At 67.3% G+C, this 19951-nt stretch carries 22 protein-coding genes; 11 read left to right on the top strand and 11 right to left on the bottom strand.

The window, feature by feature from the left end; genetic code table 11:
- The first annotated feature begins 77 nt into the window (after nucleotides 1–77).
- A complete protein-coding gene (locus DC347_RS07395) occupies nucleotides 78–758 on the top strand; it encodes a TetR/AcrR family transcriptional regulator (RefSeq protein ID WP_018763448.1) in 681 nt (226 codons plus the stop codon).
- On the opposite strand, the gene DC347_RS07400 is transcribed toward DC347_RS07395, so the two are convergent.
- Genes DC347_RS07400 through pdhA form a run of 3 tightly spaced genes read right to left on the bottom strand, consistent with a single transcriptional unit; the run spans nucleotide 755 to nucleotide 4370 of the window.
- Nucleotides 755–2182, bottom strand: coding sequence for a dihydrolipoamide acetyltransferase family protein (locus DC347_RS07400; protein WP_240617722.1), 1428 nt, complete (start codon nucleotides 2180–2182; stop codon nucleotides 755–757). The two genes, DC347_RS07395 and DC347_RS07400, sit on opposite strands and share 4 nt — an antisense overlap.
- 8 nt (nucleotides 2183–2190) lie before the next feature.
- The gene (locus DC347_RS07405; RefSeq protein WP_109044938.1) at nucleotides 2191–3201 is read right to left on the bottom strand and encodes an alpha-ketoacid dehydrogenase subunit beta; all 1011 of its coding nucleotides are present in this window, start codon (nucleotides 3199–3201) and stop codon (nucleotides 2191–2193) included.
- Nucleotides 3201–4370, bottom strand: coding sequence for a pyruvate dehydrogenase (acetyl-transferring) E1 component subunit alpha (gene pdhA / locus DC347_RS07410; RefSeq protein WP_109044939.1), 1170 nt, complete (start codon nucleotides 4368–4370; stop codon nucleotides 3201–3203). Before pdhA ends, DC347_RS07405 begins: the two co-directional genes overlap by 1 nt.
- 193 nt (nucleotides 4371–4563) lie before the next feature.
- Here pdhA and DC347_RS07415 point away from each other — a divergent pair, with 193 nt between their 5' ends.
- From DC347_RS07415 to DC347_RS07430, 4 genes are all read left to right on the top strand, one after another.
- Nucleotides 4564–5037: an Lrp/AsnC family transcriptional regulator gene (locus tag DC347_RS07415; protein ID WP_026265061.1), complete on the top strand. Its 474-nt coding sequence runs from the start codon at nucleotides 4564–4566 to the stop codon at nucleotides 5035–5037.
- 123 nt (nucleotides 5038–5160) lie between these two features.
- On the top strand, nucleotides 5161–5706 hold the full coding sequence (locus tag DC347_RS07420; RefSeq protein ID WP_240617723.1) for a hypothetical protein: 546 nt from the start codon (nucleotides 5161–5163) through the stop codon (nucleotides 5704–5706).
- Between the two features lie 171 nt (nucleotides 5707–5877).
- Complete coding sequence (locus tag DC347_RS07425) at nucleotides 5878–6282, top strand: DUF4383 domain-containing protein (protein WP_109044941.1); 405 nt, start codon at nucleotides 5878–5880, stop codon at nucleotides 6280–6282.
- Nucleotides 6283–6284: 2 nt separating this feature from the next.
- The gene (locus DC347_RS07430; RefSeq protein ID WP_109044942.1) at nucleotides 6285–6929 is read left to right on the top strand and encodes a hypothetical protein; all 645 of its coding nucleotides are present in this window, start codon (nucleotides 6285–6287) and stop codon (nucleotides 6927–6929) included.
- Nucleotides 6930–7038: 109 nt separating this feature from the next.
- On the opposite strand, the gene DC347_RS07435 is transcribed toward DC347_RS07430, so the two are convergent.
- Nucleotides 7039–8655: a cation acetate symporter gene (locus DC347_RS07435; protein WP_109044943.1), complete on the bottom strand. Its 1617-nt coding sequence runs from the start codon at nucleotides 8653–8655 to the stop codon at nucleotides 7039–7041.
- Nucleotides 8652–9032 (bottom strand): DUF485 domain-containing protein, encoded by a 381-nt coding sequence (locus DC347_RS07440; protein ID WP_018763439.1) that lies wholly within the window; start codon nucleotides 9030–9032, stop codon nucleotides 8652–8654. The genes DC347_RS07435 and DC347_RS07440 overlap by 4 nt, the downstream gene beginning before the upstream one ends.
- Before the next feature lie 207 nt (nucleotides 9033–9239).
- Here DC347_RS07440 and DC347_RS07445 point away from each other — a divergent pair, with 207 nt between their 5' ends.
- From DC347_RS07445 to DC347_RS07465, 5 genes are read left to right on the top strand one after another with little or no spacing between them, the layout of a single operon-like run.
- The gene (locus DC347_RS07445) at nucleotides 9240–10421 is read left to right on the top strand and encodes a sensor histidine kinase (protein ID WP_109044970.1); all 1182 of its coding nucleotides are present in this window, start codon (nucleotides 9240–9242) and stop codon (nucleotides 10419–10421) included.
- A gap of 33 nt (nucleotides 10422–10454) precedes the next feature.
- Nucleotides 10455–11171: a LytTR family DNA-binding domain-containing protein gene (locus tag DC347_RS07450; RefSeq protein ID WP_018763437.1), complete on the top strand. Its 717-nt coding sequence runs from the start codon at nucleotides 10455–10457 to the stop codon at nucleotides 11169–11171.
- A complete protein-coding gene (locus DC347_RS07455) occupies nucleotides 11168–11539 on the top strand; it encodes a membrane protein (protein ID WP_018763436.1) in 372 nt (123 codons plus the stop codon). Before DC347_RS07450 ends, DC347_RS07455 begins: the two co-directional genes overlap by 4 nt.
- Before the next feature lie 34 nt (nucleotides 11540–11573).
- Nucleotides 11574–13046 carry a cation acetate symporter gene (locus DC347_RS07460; protein ID WP_109044944.1) on the top strand — a complete coding sequence of 491 codons (1473 nt, stop codon included), beginning with the start codon at nucleotides 11574–11576 and terminating at the stop codon, nucleotides 13044–13046.
- A 19-nt stretch (nucleotides 13047–13065) separates the two neighbouring features.
- Nucleotides 13066–13755, top strand: coding sequence for a hypothetical protein (locus tag DC347_RS07465; RefSeq protein WP_043424430.1), 690 nt, complete (start codon nucleotides 13066–13068; stop codon nucleotides 13753–13755).
- Nucleotides 13756–13777: 22 nt separating this feature from the next.
- On the opposite strand, the gene DC347_RS07470 is transcribed toward DC347_RS07465, so the two are convergent.
- The 6 genes from DC347_RS07470 to rpsB form a co-directional block, all read right to left on the bottom strand.
- On the bottom strand, nucleotides 13778–14362 hold the full coding sequence (locus DC347_RS07470) for a DivIVA domain-containing protein (protein WP_018763433.1): 585 nt from the start codon (nucleotides 14360–14362) through the stop codon (nucleotides 13778–13780).
- Between the two features lie 147 nt (nucleotides 14363–14509).
- Nucleotides 14510–15430: a phosphatidate cytidylyltransferase gene (locus DC347_RS07475; RefSeq protein ID WP_018763432.1), complete on the bottom strand. Its 921-nt coding sequence runs from the start codon at nucleotides 15428–15430 to the stop codon at nucleotides 14510–14512.
- The gene (frr, locus tag DC347_RS07480; RefSeq protein ID WP_018763431.1) at nucleotides 15430–15987 is read right to left on the bottom strand and encodes a ribosome recycling factor; all 558 of its coding nucleotides are present in this window, start codon (nucleotides 15985–15987) and stop codon (nucleotides 15430–15432) included. The genes DC347_RS07475 and frr overlap by 1 nt, the downstream gene beginning before the upstream one ends.
- A 126-nt stretch (nucleotides 15988–16113) precedes the next feature.
- Nucleotides 16114–16851, bottom strand: a complete 738-nt coding sequence (gene pyrH, locus DC347_RS07485) for a UMP kinase (RefSeq protein ID WP_018763430.1) — start codon at nucleotides 16849–16851, stop codon at nucleotides 16114–16116.
- Between the two features lie 145 nt (nucleotides 16852–16996).
- A complete protein-coding gene (tsf, locus tag DC347_RS07490) occupies nucleotides 16997–17833 on the bottom strand; it encodes a translation elongation factor Ts (RefSeq protein WP_018763429.1) in 837 nt (278 codons plus the stop codon).
- A gap of 127 nt (nucleotides 17834–17960) precedes the next feature.
- Nucleotides 17961–18833, bottom strand: a complete 873-nt coding sequence (rpsB, locus tag DC347_RS07495) for a 30S ribosomal protein S2 (RefSeq protein ID WP_109044945.1) — start codon at nucleotides 18831–18833, stop codon at nucleotides 17961–17963.
- 451 nt (nucleotides 18834–19284) lie between these two features.
- Between rpsB and DC347_RS07500 the strand changes: the two genes are divergently transcribed.
- Nucleotides 19285–19929, top strand: coding sequence for a M23 family metallopeptidase (locus DC347_RS07500; RefSeq protein WP_109044946.1), 645 nt, complete (start codon nucleotides 19285–19287; stop codon nucleotides 19927–19929).
- Nucleotides 19930–19951: the final 22 nt, after the last annotated feature.

Consider the following 19951-nt stretch of genomic DNA (forward strand, 5'->3'; position numbering starts at 1 on the left):
TCAGGTTAGTCTCGATTAACTGTGATGTCCAACACATAGTGGTATTGGTAGAATCTGCGTCGGTCCGAGGAGGAAAAGTGCCAAGCACGGGAACACAGTCCAGCAACGCCGCGCAGCCAGGCACCACGCCGCACCCGGCTCCCACCACGCAGCGCGGCAAGGCGAAGGAGAACCGGCGGCAGGCCCTGCTCACCGCGGCGGCTTCCCTGTTCGCACTGAACGGGTTCAACCGGGTGTCGCTCGAAGACCTTGGCGCGGCCGCGGGCGTGAGCGGCCCCGCGGTGTACCGCCATTTCCCGGGCAAGCAGGCAGTCCTCGCCGACCTCCTGGTGACCGTGAGCCAGGAACTGCTGGACGGCGGACGCCAGGTGGTGGAAGACAGCGCCGACCCGGCAGCCGCCCTGCGCCGGCTGGTGGAGTTCCAGGTGGACTTTGCGCTCGGCAAGCCCGACGTGATCCGCGTCCAGGACCGGGACCTCAGCAACCTCTCCGAGCAGGACCAGTCCGCGGTGCGCTCCCTGCAGCGCAGCTACGTGGAGTTATGGGTGGACGTCCTCGCGGGGGTCCACCCCGGGACGGACGCTGCCGAACTCCGCATGCGGGCGCACGCCACCTTCGGCCTCATCAACTCCACTCCGCACTCCGTCCGCAGCCATGGCCGGCGGATGGCGGCAGGCGTGGCCCGCCCCCTGCTTGAGCGCATGGCACTGGCAGCGCTGCTGGCGGACAGTGCAGGGGACGCCCCGCCCTCCCGCTAGACCATGGTGAGCACCATTCCCGGCTCGGCCAGGATGGTGCCGACGTCGGCCAGGAACCGGGAGCCTTGTTCGCCGTCCACCAGCCGGTGGTCGAAGGACAGGCTCAAGGTGATCACCTGGCGCAGGGCCACCTCGCCCCGGTATTCCCACGGCAGGGCCCGGACGGCGCCCAGCCCCAGGATGGCCGCTTCACCGGGATTGAGGATGGGGGTACCGGCGTCGATGCCGAAAACGCCGATGTTGGTGATGGAAATGGTGCCCCCGGACAGCTCGGCAGGCGTGGTCTTGCCGGCGCGGGCCGTTTCCGCGAGCGCCGTCAACGCCTGGGCGAGCTGCGGAAGTTGCATGGTGTCCGCATCCTTGATGTTGGGAACGGTGAGTCCCCGGGGCGTGGCCGCCGCGATGCCAAGGTTGACGTAGTTGTAGGTGACGATTTCCTGGTGTTCCTCATCCCAGTGCGAATTCAGCGCCGGATTCCTGCGGAGGGCGACGAGGACTGCCTTGGCCGCGAGCGTCAGCGGGGTGAGCTTGAAGCCGGCGAACTCCCTGCTGTTCTTGAGCCTGGCCAGCAGTTCAAGGCTTGGCGTCACGTCCACTGTGAGGAATTCGGTGGCATGCGGGGCGGTGAAGGCACTCTGCACCATGGCGGCCGCGGTGTATTTGCGGACGCCCTTGATGGGAGTCCGGGTTTCCCGCTCCCCCAACCGGCTGCCTGAGAGGGCCACCGGCTCCGCCAGGGGCGGGACAGCCTCTTCGTTGTGTCCGGCAAATCCCCGGACGTCTTCCCTGGTGATCAACCCGCCAGGCCCGGTGCCGGGAACCCGTGCCAGGTCCACCCCCAGGTCCCTGGCCAGCTTGCGCACCGGGGGTGTGGACCGTGGCCGCTCGGCGGTTGCAGTGTCAGCAGGCCTGGTTTCGGCAGGCTCGACCACCGCAGGCCCGGTTTGGACCGGCGCGGTTTTAACCGGCTCAGTTTTGAGCGGCTCGATTTTGACCGGCTCGGTTTTGACCGCGCCAACCACCGGGGCGGCGAAGTTCCGGGGCCGGCGGGCCGGCCGGCCGGAGCCTTCGACGACGGCGCCGTAGCCCACCAGGTTCAGTTCCCGTTTCTGCGTTTCCCCGCCGCGCTCTCCCGGCTCCGCCGTCAACGTGCCGGACGGGCCCGAAGGTGCCGTTCCGGCGTCGTCCGGCACCTCGAACGAGACAATGGGCTTGCCCACCTCAACCACGGACCCGGGCTGCTCGTGGAGCTCCTTGATAACCCCGGCATACGGAGAGGGAAGCTCCACCACGGCTTTGGCTGTCTCCACCTCGGCAATGACCTGGTTCAGGCTGACGGTGTCCCCAACGTCCACTTTCCAGCTGAGGATTTCTGACTCTGTGAGCCCTTCGCCCAGGTCAGGGAGACGGAATTCCTTGATCATGGTGGCGCTCATCCTTCCAGCCCGCTCAGGGAATTCGGGCGGCCCAAGGCGCGGTCCACGCCGTCGAGGATACGGTCCAGGCCCGGCAGGTGGTGCATTTCCAGCTTGGAGTACGGGTACGGAATGTCGAACCCGGTGACCCGGACCGGAGCAGCTTCGAGGTGGTAGAAGCACCGCTCGGTGATGCTGGCGGCCACTTCCGCCCCGAGGCCGCCGGACTGTCCGGCTTCGTGCGTGACCACCAGGCGCCCGGTCTTGCGCACGGAGGCCACCACGGCGTCGTAGTCCACCGGGGCCAGCGAGCGCAGGTCGATGACTTCGAGGGAGATTCCCTCGTCGGCTGCGGCCGTGGCGGCGTCCAGTGCGGTCTTGACCAGGGGTCCGTAGGCCACCAGGGTGGCGTCGGTACCCTCGGTCAGCACGCGGGCCCTGTCCATGGGCAGGGCGGAGGAAAGAGCGGCCGACTCATCCACCTCGCCTTTGTCGTGGTAGCGGCGTTTGGGTTCGAAATACAGGACGGGATCGTCGCAGGAAATGGCCTGCTGGATCACGGTGTACGCGTCCTGGGGGTTGGAAACGGCCACCACGCGCAGCCCGGAGGTGTGCGTGAAGTACGCTTCCGGGGACTCGGAGTGGTGCTCCGGCGAGCCGATCCCGCCGCCGAAGGGAACCCTGATGGTGATGGGCATCTTCACCGCGCCGCGGGTGCGGTAATGCAGCTTGGCCACCTGGCTGACGATCTGGTCGAACGCCGGATAGATGAATCCGTCGAACTGGATCTCCACCACAGGGCGGTAGCCGCGGTAGGCCAGGCCGACGGCGGTCCCCACGATGGCGGATTCGGCCAGCGGCGTGTCCACCACCCGGTGCGTGCCGAAGTCTTTTTGCAGGCCGTCGGTTACCCGGAACACGCCGCCGAGGGCACCGATGTCCTCGCCGAGGAGCACTACCTTGGAGTCGCTTTCCAGCGACTTCCGCAGGCCTGCGTTTATGGCGCGGGCAAAGGTCAACTGGGTCATCAGCGTGCACCTTCCTCTGAAACTGCTCCTGCGGGGTCGCCGAATGAAGCCAGGTAGCGGGCGTAGTGGTCCTGCTGGCGTTCAAGCCAGGAGTTGGGGGTGCTGTAGACGTGCTTGAACACGTCCATCGGCTGGGGATCCGGCATGGTGGTGCAACCGCGGCGCATTTCCGCTGCCACGGAATCGGCCTTGTGCCGGACCTGCTCCTGCAGCTCCGCGGTCAGGAGGCCCTTCCGGTCCAGGAGCGATGCCAGCCGGGAGATGGGGTCCTTTGCCGCCCAGTCCTCCAGTTCGTTGGCGTCCCGGTAGCGGGTGGGATCATCGGCGGTGGTGTGCGGTCCCATCCGGTAGGTGACGGCTTCGATGAAGGTGGGGCCGCCGCCGCGCCGCGCCCGGTCCAGTGCAAGCCGGGTGCCCGCCATGACAGCCAGGACGTCATTGCCGTCCACCCGCAGGCTGGGGATGCCGAAGCCTGTGGCCCGCTCCGCAAGGTGGATGTGCGACTGCAGCCGTACGGGCTCGGAGATGGCCCAGTGGTTGTTGGTGCAGAAGAACACCACGGGGGCCTGGAAGCTGGCGGCGAACACCATGGCCTCGTTGACGTCGCCTTCGCTGGTGGCGCCGTCGCCGAAGTAGGTAACGGCCACGGCATCGGCGCCGTCGTTCTGGATGCCCATGGCATAGCCGGTGGCATGGAGGGTTTGGGCGCCAATGATGATCTGCGGCGTTGCCATGTTGATGCTGTAGGGGTCCCACCCGCCGGAGGCGTTGCCGCGCCAGACCCGGAGCAGGTCTGTCAGGTCCACTCCCCGGCAGTAGGCCACGCCGTTCTCGCGGTAGCTGGAGAAGACGAAGTCGTCCGCCCGCATGGCCCGTCCCGAACCGATCTGGGACGCCTCCTGCCCCAGCAGCGGCGGCCAGAGCGCCAGCTCTCCCTGCCTTTGCAGGGCGGTGGCTTCAACATCGATCCGCCGGATGACCGTCATGTCCTCGAACAGCGAACACAACTGCTCGTCGGTGATGTCCTTGACCCAAAAATCAAACTCCGGGTGGCTGATCCGCTCGCCTTCCGGGGTGATCAACTGGAGGAGTTCCTGCCCGGACGCGGTGGATTCCCCTGCGTTGTCGGGGGTGATTGCACCGCCATGGCCCGTTTCGTCTGTAGACACGATTGCCGCAACCTTCGTACGTCGTTGACCTGTGGTTTTCGGGCTTTTGGCTCCAGCCGCCACCGGCCTTCCGGGCGCCATTGCCCCAGATACTGTGACCCTACTCACAATGCTCAGGGGGTACAACCACCACGGCTGTTTCTGAGCAGAATGCACTGTCCGCCGTGCTGCCACCGTGCTAGCGTTGCGCATTATGCAAGCTTTGGATGGCACTGACACCCGCCTGCTGTCGGCGCTGTCGCAGGACCCGCGCCGGACCGTGGTGGCACTGGCGCAAAAGCTCGGCCTGTCCCGGAACACCGTCCAGGCGCGGATGGCACAGCTGGAAAAGAAGCACGTCTTCCTGTCCTTCGAACGGCGCATTAATCCAGTGGCGCTGGGGTACCCGCTGATGGCCTTCATCTCCGTGCACGTCCAGCAGCAGAAACTTGGGCGGCTGGCGGAGGAGATCGCGGCGATCCCCGAGATTTTGGAGGGGTACGGGCTCACGGGGTCGGCAGACCTGCTGCTGCGCGTGGTGGCCAAGGACGCCGAGGACCTGTTCCGGATCAACGGCAAGATCCTGGCCTGCGACGGCGTGGAGCGGGCGGACACGGCCCTGGCCATGGGCGAGCTGATCCCCTTCCGGGTGCAGCCCCTCCTGGAACGGGGCTCGGAGGGAGGGTAGCTGCACCACGGGAGGCACGACGCCGGAGGCCGGGGTTATAGGCTGGTTCCAGTTACGCTCCGGGCCGGGATGGGCCCGGGCAATCCGCCGGTGCCACCGCACCCGTCCCCGAAAGGCTCCCCCTTGAGCAGTCCCCAGGATTCGTACCGGCACGGACACGCGGACCCGTCGCCGCAGCAACTGCCCCCGATGCCTGCGCAGCCGGCCCCGTTCGGCCTGCCCGGGGAACGTCCGCGGGTGCGCAGCCGGCGGAAACTGTGGATCGTGCTCGGCGGCATCGGCGGGGTGCTGCTGTTGGTGATCCTCGGCGTCGTGATCCTGGTGAACGTGGTGAACAGTGCCACCAACCAGGCCAGGGGCCTCGCCGACGATTTCACCAAGAAGGTGATCGCGGGCGAGGTGACCACCGCATATGACAACTACCTTGACCCCGCGCTCCAGCAGCAGCTTTCCAAGGAGGCGTTCATCGCCGGGGTGAAAAGCCTGGAACTGGATGACTCCTGCAAGCCCGCCTACACCGACCTCAAGGTGGCCACCGAAAACGGCCTGAAATCAGCCGACGTGGCCGGCCAGATCAGCTGTAACGGCAAGAAGGTCGACCTCGCCTACCGCTTCGAGGGCACCAACGACCTCAAGATGACCAACATCAAGCTCCGGCCCGCTGCCTGACCGCTCCGCCGCGCGATTGCGGGCGTGCCGGTGCGGCCCCGGCAGCCGCGCAGTACAAAGGGTACTGATCTTTTCACCCATCCTTCTCCTGCAGTGATGCGAACTGCTTCCGAGGGTCCGTCCGGGCCCGGCGTTCGGGGAACTGTCCCCGCCCCAGGAAGGATTCAACCCATGCGCAACTCACCCAACCGTCTCGTCGCCACCGTTTTCGGAGCCGTCTACCTGCTGGTGGGCCTCCTCGGCTTTGCCGTCACGTCCGGCGTCGGATTCGTCGCCACCGAAGGCGCGAACCTGATCATCTTCGAGGTCAACCCGCTCCACAACGTCATCCACCTGGCCATTGGCGCGGCCCTGCTGTTCGCCGGGCTCCGCGGGACGGACACCGCGCGCACCCTCAACGCCAGCGTGGGGGCCGTTTACCTCCTGGTGGGCATCGTGGGCTTGTTCCTGCTGGACTCGCCGCTGAACATTATCGCCCTGAACGGTGCCGACAACGTCCTGCACCTCGCCAGCGCCGTCCTGCTCCTGGGCGTTGGCTTGTCCCTGGACAAGTCCCCGGCCGCTGCCCGGGCATAGCCATGGCGGCATCCGGTTTCGCCGCTTCCGGCCCGGCGGTTCCGGGGGCTGCTGCCGCCCCCGCCCGGCCGGCGTCTGACGCTGTCGCGGCGGTCCGGCTTGTTACCGGATTCGCCGGGTTCGGCGCGGGATCGGTCAACCTGGCGATTGCGTCCAGCTTCTTCGCCGCGGCAGCCGGGCCCGCGCAACCTCTTGGGCTTTTCGGTGCAGCAGCCGCGCTGTGGGGCACGGCCCTGCTGGCGGGAGCCATCGTGTTCCTGGCCAAGGAGCCTGCGGCGGGCGGCCGCCGGGTGCGGTATGCCTTGGGAGGCGCCGCAGCAGTCCATGTGGCGGCCATCGCCTTCGCCGCTCCGCGGACGTCCGGGCTCAACCTCACGCAGCTCTCCGCCCTGCTGCTGACGCTGATGATCATTGCGTCCCTTGGCTGGCTCGGGCGGACGGAAGCACGCCGGGAAGGCGGGCCGCGGGCAGGCAGCGGTACGGCGGGATCGGTCCGGCCCGGACGGCTGCTTGCGGCAGCCTTCGCCGGCGCCGTGCTGGTGGCGGGAATAGCGACGCCGGGACTCGCTGCGTCGACGGCGGGCCAGTACGCCGTCCCGCACGGAGAACACGGAAACCTGGCCCCGGCCGGCCACCATCAACGATGAAACGCAACGGCGAAAGCCGCCCACGGCTGCACCGCTGCACAACAAAAGAGCCTCCACACCGCACCAGCGGGATGGAGGCTCTTCCGTGTTCCGGGCTGCCCGGCGTCAGTTAGTGGTCAACCGCCTTTTCAGCCCCGATGCCCGTCAGCGAGCGCACTTCCATTTCGGCCTGCTTGGCCGGGTCCTCGCGCCGCTTGTCCAGCGTGGTGCCCAGCCAGCCCAGCAGGAACGCCAGCGGGATGGACACGATGCCGGGGTTGCTGAGCGGGAAGAGGGCGAAGTTGGCGCCCGGGATCATCGAGGTCTTGGCACCGGAAACCACCGGGGAGAAAAGGATGAGCAGGATCGCCGACGCCAGGCCGCCGTACATGCTCCACACCGCGCCCTGGGTGGTGAACTTCCGCCAGAACAGCGAGTAGATGATGGTGGGCAGGTTGGCGGACGCGGCGACGGCGAAGGCCAGGGCCACCAGGAAGGCCACGTTCTGGCCGTTGGCGAAGATGCCGCCCAGGATGGCCAGGATGCCGATCACCACCACGGTGCGCCGGGCCACCCGGACTTCCGTGGCGGCGTCGGCCTTGCCCTTGGCGATGACGTTGGCGTAGATGTCGTGCGCGAAGGAAGCGGCGGCGGTGATGGTCAGCCCGGCCACCACGGCCAGGATGGTGGCGAACGCTACCGCGGAGATGAAGCCGAGCAGCAGCGGGCCGCCCAGGTGGAAGGCCAGCAGCGGGGCGGCCGCGTTGACGCCGCCGGGGGCGCTCTTGATGGTGTCCGCGCCCACCAGGGCTGCGGCGCCGTAGCCGAGCACCAGGGTGAAGAGGTAGAACAGGCCGATCAGCCAGATGGACCACACCACGGACTTCCGGGCCTCCTTGGCCGTGGGCACGGTGTAGAAGCGCATCAGCACGTGCGGCAGGGCTGCCGTGCCCAGGACCAGGGCCAGGCCCAGGGACATGAAGTCCAGCTTCGAGGTTTCCGTCTTGCCGTACTGCAGGCCGGGGTTCAGGACGGCCGGGTTGTTGGCGGTTTCCACGGCGCCGCCCAGGAGGGCGGAGAGGTTGAAGCCGTAGATGGCCAGGACCCACAGCGTCATGACGGCGGCGCCGGCGATCAGCAGCATGGCTTTGATGATCTGCACCCACGTGGTGCCCTTCATGCCGCCGATCAGGACGTACATGATCATGAGGGCGCCGACGACGATGATTACCAGCGCCTGTCCGCCCCAGTCACTGATGCCCAGCAGGAGGGAGATCAGGCTTCCCGCACCGGCCATCTGGGCCAGCAGGTAGAAGAAGCAGACGGCAAGGGTGGAGATGGCCGCCGCTATCCGGACCGGGCGCTGCTTCAGCCGGAAGGACAGGACGTCCGCCATGGTGAATTTGCCGGTGTTCCGCAGCAGTTCGGCCACCAGGAGCAGCGCCACGAGCCACGCCACGAGGAAGCCGATGGAGTACATGAAGCCGTCATAGCCGTTGATGGCGATGGCGCCGGTGATGCCCAGGAAGGATGCCGCCGACAGGTAGTCCCCGGCGATGGCGGTGCCGTTCTGCGAGCCGGTGAAGGACCGGCCGGCGGCGTAGTAGTCGGCGGCGGTCTTGTTGTTCCGGCTGGCACGGAACACGATCACCATGGTCACGGCCACGAACAGGCCGAAGATGCCCATGTTCAAGAGGGTGGTGTCTTTGAGCGCGGCAACATCCACGGCGGCTGGGATTGCGATCATTTGTTGGCTCCGCCCACTCGGTGTCCGTCCTTGTCGAATTCGTGCCCCTCGATCTCATTCCTGATTTCGGTGGCGATCGGGTCCAGTTTCCGGTTGGAGTAGTGCACGTACCAGCCGGTGATGGCGAAGGTCGAGACGAACTGGAGCAGCCCCAGGATCAGGCCGACGTTAATGTTGCCCCAAACCTTGGTGGACATGAAGTCCACCGCGTAATCGGCCAGGAGGACGTAGGCGAAATACCACAGCAGGAAGGCCACTGCCATGGGGAAGACAAAGCTGCGGTGACGCCTGCGCAGTTCCTGGAACTGCCCGGTCGACTGGACTTGCTCGAAGTCCACGGACGCCGCTGCGTCCGGAGTATGGGCCTCGTTACCCATCGTTCCTCCTCATTGAGTCATGCGGGTACACACCGGGCGGCAGGGCCCGCGGCAGGAAACTGCCCGGGAACTCTGCCAGGGAAACCGCAGATGTGACTGCAATCACTCTGCGGCCTGTCCGGCGCGGTATTCCAGAACTACGCGGCGCGGGGTCGCTCAACGGCTGCGATGCTGCGGCAAACGGCACCCGCCGCTACGCTGGGCACCATGCCGGACTCCCCCCTCCTGACCGCCGCGGCAGTGGCGCTGATCGCCATGGCCATTGCCGTCGTCGTCGGCGTGGGCCTGAAGGTGCTCCGTTCCTTCAGGGAGCTGGGCACCGACGCCGAGCGGGCCACCTACCGCACGCTGCACGCCGCCTCCCAGGCAGGCCAGCACCTGCGCCGCGGGCTGAACCCGTCAGGAGCCGCGAAGGCCGCCCGCCAGCTTCGTTCCCTGCTGGGCTGCGACGCATTGGCCATAACCGACACGTCCGGCGTCCTGGCCTGGGATGGCGGCGCTGAGGAAATCCGGGCGCGGCTGATGCAGCTCGCCGCCGGCGCCATGGAATCAGGCCGGGCGGCCGTGCTACCTGCAGGCGCGGAGGGAACCGGCGGGCCCCTGGCCGCAGTTATCGCCCCGGTGCGGGCCGGCACCCGCGTGGTGGGCGCGGTGGCGGCGTTCGCCCCCACGGCCGGCGCGGGCCTCGTCCGTGCAACGGGGGAAGTGGCCGACTGGGTTGCGGTGCAGGTGGAACTCGCGGAGCTGGACGCATCCCGCACACTGTTGATGGAGGCGGAAGTGCGGGCGCTTCGAGCGCAGATCAGCCCGCACTTCATCTACAACTCGCTGAACGCCATCGCCTCGTTCATCAACACGGATCCCGAGCGGGCCAGGGAGCTCGTGGTGGAGTTTGCCGACTTCACCCGGTACTCGTTCCGGCGGCACGGCGACTTCACCACCCTTGCAGAGGAACTCCGGTGCATTGACCGCTACCTGCTGCTGGAACGGGCCCGGTTTGGCGAACGCGTCCAGGTCAGCCTGCGCGTAGCCCCCGAGGTCCTCAGCACCGTCATCCCCTTCCTGAGCCTGCAGCCGCTGGTGGAGAATGCCGTCCGGCACGGCCTTGAGGCCAAAGCGGGGCCCGGACACATCACCATCACCGCAGAGGACGCCGGCGCCTTCGCCGAAGTCACCATCGAGGACGACGGCGTGGGGATGGATCCGGAACAGCTCCGGTCCGTGCTGGCAGGCCACACCGACGGGGACCACGTGGGGCTGCGGAACGTGGATGCCCGGCTCCGGCAGGTTTACGGCAACGACCACGGGCTGGTGGTGGAAACGGCGCCGGGCGAGGGAACCCTGATCACCATGCGCGTACCCAAGTCCCAGCCCGGACATGACGCGTGAAGCGGCTCCCGCTGCTGGAAGTACCCTAGGAGCATGATTAACGTCCTCGTCGTTGATGATGAGCTGCCCGCCGTTGAGGAACTGGCTTTCCTGCTGGGCAGGGATGAGCGCATCGGCAAGGTGCTGCGGGCAACGTCCGGCGCGGAAGCCCTCGCAGCCCTGGCGGGCGGCGGCATCGACGCCGTGTTCCTGGACATTCACATGCCCGCCGTGTCCGGCCTGGACATCGCCGGCTTCATCGCCCGGAGCAGCAATCCCCCGGCGGTTGTGTTCGTTACCGCCGACGAGGACCATGCCCTGGCAGCGTTTGAACTGGCCGCCGTCGACTACCTGCTCAAGCCCGTCCGCACCGAACGCCTGGCGCGCTCCGTGGGCCGGATCAGTGAACTGCGCGACGGCGGCAGCGCGCCGGAGATGATCACGGTGGACCAGGGCGGGACCACCAGGATGATCCGGCGGGACGACGTCACGTATGTCCAGGCGCAGGGCGACTATGCCCGCCTGCACACCGCCGACGCCAGCTACCTGATCCGGGTGCCCCTGGCCGACCTGGAACAACAGTGGGCGGATGCGGGATTCATCCGGACGCACCGCTCCTACCTGGTGGCGCTGAAACACGTGTCCTCCATGAAGCTGGCGGCCGACGGGCCCCGCGTGACCGTGGCCGGGGCCGGGCTGCCCATCAGCCGGCGCCACCTGCCCACGGTGCGGGAGAAGCTGGAAGCAACCCGGATCAGGCCGCACGCATGACCAGGGTCCGGGTTACCGCCCCGCACGCCTCCCCCGGCGGCCCCGGCCGCGGCGGACCGCGCCCGCTGGAATCACGCGAAGCCGCCCAGGACACCGAGGTTGGCCAGGTATTCGTGCGTTCCCTGATCCGCTCGCAGCTGCGGCTGGCACTGGTTGTCGCCGGCGGCTTCCTGCTCATCCTGGCCGCGTTCCCCCTGGTGCTGGTCGCGGTTCCCGGCCTTGCCGACACCAAGATCGCCGGTATCCCGTTCGACTGGCTCCTGCTGGGCCTCGGCATCTACCCGGTCATCGGCTTGAGCGCGTGGCTGTATGTCAGGAGCGCGGCCCGCAATGAGGCTCGCTACCGCGACCTGGCCGGCGAACAATGAACCCGGCGGCACGGGGCGCCCCGGTGGTGCCGCAGTGAACGCCGGGGTCGCCATCACAGCGGTCGCGGTGGTGTCCCTCGCCACGGCGATCATCGGGTTCTACGGGCTGCGCATCTCGCGCACCACCGGGGATTTCTACGTCGCTTCCCGGACGGTGCGGCCATGGTGGAACGCGTCCGCGATCGGCGGCGAATACCTGTCCGCCGCCAGCTTCCTTGGCGTGGCCGGGCTGATCCTGTTGTCCGGGACCGACGCCCTGTGGTTCCCCGTGGGGTACACGGCGGGCTACCTGATGCTGCTGCTTTTCGTCGCCGCGCCACTGCGCCGGTCCGGGGCGTACACCATCCCGGACTTCACGGAATCCAGGCTGGCGTCGCGGACCGTCCGCAGGGTGACCAGCCTGGTGGTGGTCATGGTCGGCTGGCTGTACATCGTGCCGCAACTCCATGGCGCGGCCCTGGCCATCCGCATCACCACGGGCCTGCCGTCCTGGGTCGGCTCGGTGGCCGTCGTGGTGGTGGTGTGCCTGACCGTGGCAGCCGGCGGCATGCGGTCCATCACGTTCGTACAGGCATTCCAGTACTGGCTCAAGCTCACGGCGCTGGCCGTGCCCATCCTGTTCATTGTGTTCGTGCTGGCCGGCCAGGGCACGCAACCGCTGGCCCCGGCCGCCGTCAACCCCACCGGGGCGGCCCCCGCAGGCCCGTACCAGAATATTTCCCTGCTGGTGGCGTTGCTTTTCGGAACGCTGGGGCTGCCGCACGTCCTGGTGCGTTTCTACACCAACCCGGACGGACACACCGCGAGGCGCACCACGCTGATCGTCCTGGGGTTGCTGTCCGTGTTCTACCTGTTTCCCACCGCATACGGCCTGGTGGCGCGGATGTTCGCCCCGGACCTGGCACGTTCGGGCCAGCCGGACGCCATGGTCCTGCGGCTGCCCGGTGAATTCCTGGGCGGCACGGCGGGCAGCCTGCTCTCCGCCCTGGTGGTGGCCGGGGCCTTCGCCGCGTTCCTCTCCACCACCTCGGGACTGGTGGTCTCCCTGGCCGGCGTCATCAGCCAGGACGTCCTGGGCGGAAGCGTCCGCGGCTTCCGGCTCGCCGCCGTCGTATCCGCCGTCGTGCCGCTGGGCTTTGCCTTCATGACCGATTCCCTGGCCCTGGCCGGAAGCGTGGGACTGGTGTTCGCGTTTACTGCCTCGACGGTGTGCCCGGTCCTCCTTCTGGGCATCTGGTGGCGTGGCCTGACGGACACAGGGGCGATCGCCGGCATGGTGACCGGCGGCGTGCTTTGCGGCGGGGCGATGATCGCCGGCTCGCTGGCGCTGGCCGGTTCCGGGCAGACTCCGGCGTGGCTGGCCCAGCCTGCCGCCTGGAGCGTACCCACGGCCTTTGCCGTCATGGTCCTGGTCTCCCGGGCCACGGCCCACCGTATTCCCGCAACGATGCCGCGGACCATGACGCGCCTGCATACCCCGGAAAGGCCGCTGGCAACCGGACGGTGATCGGGTGGACAATAACGCCATGTCCATCGAGGACGGCGGGCCGTCCCGCCGGGAAGGCGCAGTCCCTTCCTCCGTTCGGGCGCAGCTGCTCGCCACGGAACACTGGGGCCTGCTGGCATCCCGGAGCACCGCCCAAAGCGAGGTCCTGACGCGGATCAGCATGTTCCTGACGTTCACTTCCGCGAGCGTTGTCAGTGTTGCCTTGGTGGGCCAGGCGACGGGATTCTCGGAAGCCTTCGTGCTCTTGGCCGTGGTGGTGCTGTTCATCGACACCGCGATTGGGCTGCTGACCCAGCTCCGGGTCATGAACGTGGCCCACGAGGACCTGATGTACGTCACGGCCATGAACCGCCTGCGGGCCGCGTATGTCGACCTCGACCCGGGCGTGGCCCCCTATCTGATGGCGTCATACCATGACGACGAGGCTGGCTCCGTCCAGACGTACTATTTCTTCGGCCACCGAGGCACGTTCAGCCACGTGGCCGGGAGCAGCATGATCTTCATGACGACGGCGAACGCCGCCTTGATTGCCATCTTTGCCGGGCTGCTGGTGTCGCTGGCGGGCGCGGGCATCGCGGCCGCGACGGTGGCGGGAGCTGTGTGCGGTGCCGGGTTCCTGGCAGTGTCCGCCGTGCGCGGCTACCGCAGCTACCGCGAGGTGTGGCGGCGGTTCAGCCCGCTCTCCCCCACCCCTCCGGCCGGGGACTAAGCGGCCTCCCGGGAGCGGTTCGTTAGTCGATGGCCGCCATGAGTTCGACCACCCGGTCCAGGAACGCGTCCACCTGGGATTCTTCGTAGCCGTCGCGGCCCACGGCCGGACGGAAGACCGCACGCCGGACGCTGTCGACGCTCAGCGGCTTGTCCTGCTCCAGGTAGGCAACGAGTTCGCTGCACAACCGGTCGACGTCGGCCGTGTTGTAGCTTCGGGCTTTCTTCTTGGTGGGCCGGCGGAAGCGCTCGCCGTCCGGCCGGTGCAGCCGTCCGCGGAGGATGCCCGAAAGGCTTCCGATTTCACGCAGCCAAGCCTCCTCGCCGCGGGCGGCAATCAGTTCATCGCGCTCGCGGCGGGCGAACGCGTCCTCAAGCCGGTCCAGCGCGGCGTCCACCACAACGGCGGAGTAGCCTCCCTTGACGGGGTCGAATGACACGGCCCTGACGTCGGAGCTGTTGACGGGCTCGCTTGCGGACTCGGGGGTTTCCAAGGAGACCCGGGCCCGCTGCAGGAACTGGTCCACCTGCTTGGCGTTGTAGCCGTACTCACTGCGCTGCACGCGCTCAAAGGACGCAGGGATCTGCCGATGAATGTCCAATGCCACTTTGATTCCTTCAATGCTCTTCAGCCGTAGTGCTTCCGCACCAGTTTAAGGTGCCGGGGCAGGTGCAACCCTCCGGCCCCGTTGTGTGTCACGGGCGCCCCGCGTGGGGCCAGTTTCTCGTTGGCTGCCCCGCGCCGGGGGCATCCCTCAGGCCCCGGCCACGAGTCCGTACAGGATGAAGGCCACGGGCGAGGCGAAGACGATGGAGTCCAGCCGGTCCATCACGCCGCCGTGGCCGGGCAGGATGCTGCTCATGTCCTTGACGCCAAGTTCACGCTTGACCATGGACTCGGCCAGGTCCCCGGCGGTGGCGGCGGCCACCGTTCCCACCGCGAGGACCACGCCTACCCACCACGGCTTGTCCAGTACGAAGATGGCGGCCAGGACGCCGATCAGCATGGCGCCCGCTGCCGATCCGGCGAAGCCCTCCCAGGACTTCTTGGGGCTGATCTTGGGCGCCATGGGGTGCTTCCCGATGGACGCTCCCACCAGGTAGCCGAAGGTGTCGTTCGAGACCACCAGCAGCAGCATGACTGCAATTTCCCAGGCGCCGATGGGCGCCAGGCCGCCTGGCCACAGCCCCAGCGGGATGGTTCCGGCCGCGTGCAGCGGGAGGGCCGCGAAGCTGATGAAGAACGGAACCCAACCCAGCGTGAAGACGCCGGCGAAGATGCTGTTGGCCGATCCTGCGGCGCTTTCGATCGACCGCCACAGCAGGACGGCCACGGCGCTGAGCAGGAGGGCGAACAGCTGGCTCTCAATGCCGCCGAAGTAGGCGGCGAACGGCAGGGCCACCGTGCCCGTCATGACCGGCACGATGGGCATCCTGGTTCCGTTGGCCTCCAGCGCACGGTAGATTTCCCAGACGCCGAAGACGGCGAAGGCGGTAACAATCGCTACGAACGCCAGCGGGAGGAACAGCAGGCCGCCCAGCACGCCCAGCAGCATGGCCAGGCCCACCACGACGGCGGCGGGCAGGTTCCGCCCGGCTTTCGGCGTCGGGTTGCTCCTGGGCTGCTTCCCCCGTGTGCGGGCCCGTGAAGCGGGGGCCTGATCTGCCTGGCCCATCAGACTTCGAGCAGCTCTGCTTCCTTGCGCTTGAGCAGTTCGTCGATGCCGTCCACGTGGGCCTTGGTGAGGCTGTCCAGTTCCTTCTCGGCCCGGCTGCCTTCGTCCTCGCCGGCTTCGCCGTCCTTGACCAGGCGGTCCAGCGTTTCCTTGGCCTTGCGCCGGATGTTGCGGATGGAGATCTTCGCGTCCTCGCCCTTGGTCTTGACGATCTTGACGTATTCCTTGCGACGTTCCTTGGTCAGCTCAGGAATGGTGATCCGGATGACGTTGCCGTCGTTGGACGGATTGGCGCCAACCTCGGAGTCGCTCAAGGCGCGTTCGATGTCCCGGAGGGCGGTCTTGTCGAACGGGGTGATCAGGATGGTGCGGGCGTCCGGGATGGCGAACGAGGCGAGCTGCTGCAGCGGCGTGGGCGACCCGTAGTACTCCACCAGGACCTTGTTGTAGAGGCCGGGGTTGGCGCGGCCGGTGCGGACGGACGCGAAGTCTTCCTTGGCTACCTCTACCGCCTTGTCCATCTTTTCTTCGGCTTCGAGCAAGGTTTCTTCGATCACGGTCTCTCCTGACGGTTCTGGTGCAGTCCGATCGCGCCGGTTGCACTCACGTGGTTCTCTGTTGCTGTCTCCGTCCCCGCCGTCGCAGGCGGGGACGGAACTGTCCTGAAATCATCCTAGCCGGAGCTAGGCGGTGACCAGCGTGCCCAGCTTCTCGCCGAGGATGGCGCGGGTGACGTTGCCTTCACCCTCCATGCCGAAGACGACCATCGAGAGGTCGTTGTCCTTGCACATGGTCATGGCAGTCTGGTCCATGACCCGGATGTCACGGCGCAGCGCATCGTCGTAGCTGAGGGTTTCGAGGCGTTCGGCGCTCGGGTCCTTCTTGGGGTCTGCCGTGTAGACGGCGTCCACTCCGCTCTTGGCCATCAGGACGACGTCGGCGTGGACTTCCAGGGCCCGCTGGGCGGCCACCGTGTCGGTGGAGAAGTAGGGCAGGCCGGCGCCGGCGCCAAAGATGACCACGCGACCCTTTTCCATGTGGCGGATAGCGCGGCGTGGGATGTAGGCCTCGGCCACCTGGCCCATGGTGATGGCGCTCTGGACGCGGGTTTCCACTCCGGCCTGCTCCAGGAAGTCCTGCAGGGCGAGGCAGTTCATGACGGTCCCCAGCATGCCCATGTAGTCGGCGCGTGAGCGGTCCATGCCGCTCTGGGACAACTCTGCGCCGCGGAAGAAGTTGCCGCCACCTACCACGATGGCCACCTCAACCTGCGGGACGGCCGCTGCGATCTGCTTGGCGACGTCGCGGACGGTTTCGGGGTCGACACCCAGTTTCCCGCCGCCGAAGACCTCGCCGGAGAGCTTCAGGAGGACCCGCCGCTTGCTCTTCTCTGAATGCATGTCAGTGTTGACGGCTTCCATGATGCCTTCCCGTTGGTGATTCTGAAAAAAGGGTATCCTGCCGGGTCCCGTGCTCGGAACCGGCCGCGCTTGCCGCTGCGTTTCCAGCGGATTGGGCGCATGCAAAAGGGGCGGCCACCGAAGTGGCCACCCCTTGCAGTTTCGACTAGGAGCCGACGCGGAAACGCGTGAACGCAGTTCCCTTGACACCGGCCTCTTCGAGGATCTGTGCCACGGACTTCTTGGCGTCCTTGGCGAATGCCTGGTCAACCAGGACCTCGCCCTTGTAGAAGCCCGTCACGCGGCCTTCAACGATCTTGGTGAGGGCTGCTTCAGGCTTGCCTTCTGCCTTGGCGGTCTCCTCGGCGATGCGGCGCTCGGACTCAACGAGATCGGCCGGAACGTCCTCACGGGTGAGGTAGTTCGGAGCCATCGCGGCGATGTGGACGGCGACGTCGTGGGCAGCCGTGGCTGCGGCTTCGCCTTCACCGTCAACGGCGAACAGGACGCCGACCTGGGCCGGGAGGTCCTTGGAGGTCTTGTGCAGGTAAGCGTCGACCGTTGCACCCTCGATGCGGGAGATGCGGCGAACCACAACCTTCTCGCCCAGGATGGCACCCTCTTCGACGACGACCTCGGACAGCGGCTTGCCGTCGACATCGGTGGCGAGCAGGGTTTCGAGGTCGGCAGCGCCGGACTCGACGGCGACGGCCAGGACCTTGTCGGCCAGCTGGATGAACTTGTCAGCCTTGGCAACGAAGTCGGTCTCGCAGTTGACCTCGATCATGACGCCGACGCCGTTGCTGACCTTTGCGGCCACCAGGCCTTCGGCGGTGGAGCGGCCTTCACGCTTGGTAGCGCCCTTCAGGCCCTTGATGCGGATGATCTCGATGGCCTTCTCGGCGTCACCGTTGGCTTCGTCAAGAGCCTTCTTGACGTCCATCATGCCGGCGCCGGTGCGCTCGCGCAGGGCCTTGATGTCAGCGGCAGTGTAGTTCGCCATGTGAACCCCTCTGTCTAGAAATGTTTGGTGGTGTACGGACCGACAGGACGGCAGCCCACGGGTGTGGGCTGCCATCCTGTCAGCAGCTCCGGCTGCGGACAGCGCGGAGAATCCGGATTGACGTGTGTTACTTGGCGTCTTCGGCGGGAGCCTCGGCAGCGGGAGCCTCGGCAGCGGGAGCTTCGGCGGCCGGAGCTTCAGCGTTTTCGGCCGGAGCGGCAGCGGCTTCCGCCTTGTTGCCTTCGAGGAGCTCGCGCTCCCACTCGGCGAGGGGCTCTTCCGGAGCGTCGGTGGTGCCGGTGCCGCGGTTGTTGCGGGCGATGAGGCCCTCGGCGACGGCGTCGGCGACAACGCGGGTCAGGAGGTTCACGGAGCGGATGGCGTCGTCGTTGCCCGGGATCGGGAAGTCGACTTCGTCGGGATCGCAGTTGGTGTCCAGGATGGCAACAACCGGGATGTTCAGCTTCTTGGCCTCGTCAACGGCGAGGTGTTCCTTCTTGGTGTCGACAACCCAGAGCACGGACGGCGCCTTGGTCAGGTTGCGGATGCCGCCGAGGTTGGACTCGAGCTTGGTCAGTTCACGCTTGAGGAGCAGGAGCTCCTTCTTGGTGTAGGCGGAACCGGCGACGTCGTCGAAGTCGATCTCTTCGAGTTCCTTCATGCGCTGGATACGCTTGGCGACAGTCTGGAAGTTGGTCAGCATACCGCCGAGCCACCGCTGGTTCACGTAGGGCTGGCCCACGCGGGTTGCCTGCTCTGCGATTGCTTCCTGGGCCTGCTTCTTGGTACCGACGAACAGCACGGTGCCGCCGTGGGCAACAGTGGCCTTGACGAACTCGTAGGCGCGGTCGATGTAGGACAGCGACTGCTGCAGGTCGATGATGTAGATACCGTTGCGCTCGGTGAAGATGAAGCGCTTCATCTTCGGGTTCCAACGGCGGGTCTGGTGTCCAAAGTGGACGCCGCTGTCAAGCAGCTGGCGCATGGTTACGACGGGCATTCCGACGCTCCTTATTTTCCGGCAGGTCATTCATGAGAAACCCCGAAGGCTTCTTACCCTGCCAATAGTTGACGGTTGATCAGCGTGGCCCGGACGGGCCTTGCTCCTGGCATCCTCCGGCCGTCCCATCAGGACCAAAGCCCTGACCGCGGGAAGACCGGTCCTCCAAGGCCAACGCCGTGGCGTTGGGTCCCGGAGGCCCGGATGCGCGTAGTCAGCCGCTGTTCCCCCACACTCCTGAATGAGATGTGCCGACGCAATCCGGACAGGGGAAGGCACCGCGGGGGTGAACCACTGGGACGGGATGCGTTGAGGGCGCAGCAAACTGCTCCATCAAGTGTACTACAGGGACCCCTGCGCGCCGGACCGTCCCGGCAGGGCCCGGGCCGGCTTATCCACATAGCCGGACTGCCCCCTCCCGGCCTGCGGAACGCCCGGGCACGCTGGTGCCATGAAACGATCAATCCTCCTGGCAGCAGTGCTGATGCTGCCGGCATCCATGGCATCGGCAGGGCCGCCGTCGGCAGTCGGTCCGGTTTCGGCAGTCGGTCCGGCTGAAGCCGGCGCCTCCGCGACGGCAGGCGGCCCGGTTGAGGCCGGCAGCTCCGCCGGGTCCGGCGCGGCACCACTCCAGCGGGCCGGGGGCACGACGGCGGCTGCCGGGCCTGGTGCCACGGCAGCCTGGCGCTGGCCCCTTGCCCCGAAGCCGCCGGTGCTCCGGTATTTCTCTCCCCCGCCGCTCCCTTGGCTCAGCGGTCACCGCGGCGTCGACCTTGGCGGCGCCGCGCCCGGCGCCGACGTGGTGTCCCCTGCGGCGGGGACGGTGAGTTTCGTCGGAGTCGTGGTGGACCGGCCCGTGACCACCATCGACCACGGTGATGGCCTGCGGAGCAGTTTCGAACCCGTGGACAGCCCGCTGGCCGTTGGGACGCCGGTGGCGGCAGGCGAGGTGGTCGGCACAGTGGTCCCCGGCCACTGCCCCTTGGCGGCGTGCCTGCACTGGGGCGTCAGGGACGGGGAGCAGTATGTCAATCCGCTCCAGTTCGTCCTGGACCTGCGCCCGTCCATCCTGCTCCCACTGGCCGGCGCACCCTGACCGGAACGCGGCCGGGCGGCGG

The organism is Pseudarthrobacter sp. AG30 (assembly GCF_003116525.1).
GTDB lineage: Bacteria > Actinomycetota > Actinomycetes > Actinomycetales > Micrococcaceae > Arthrobacter.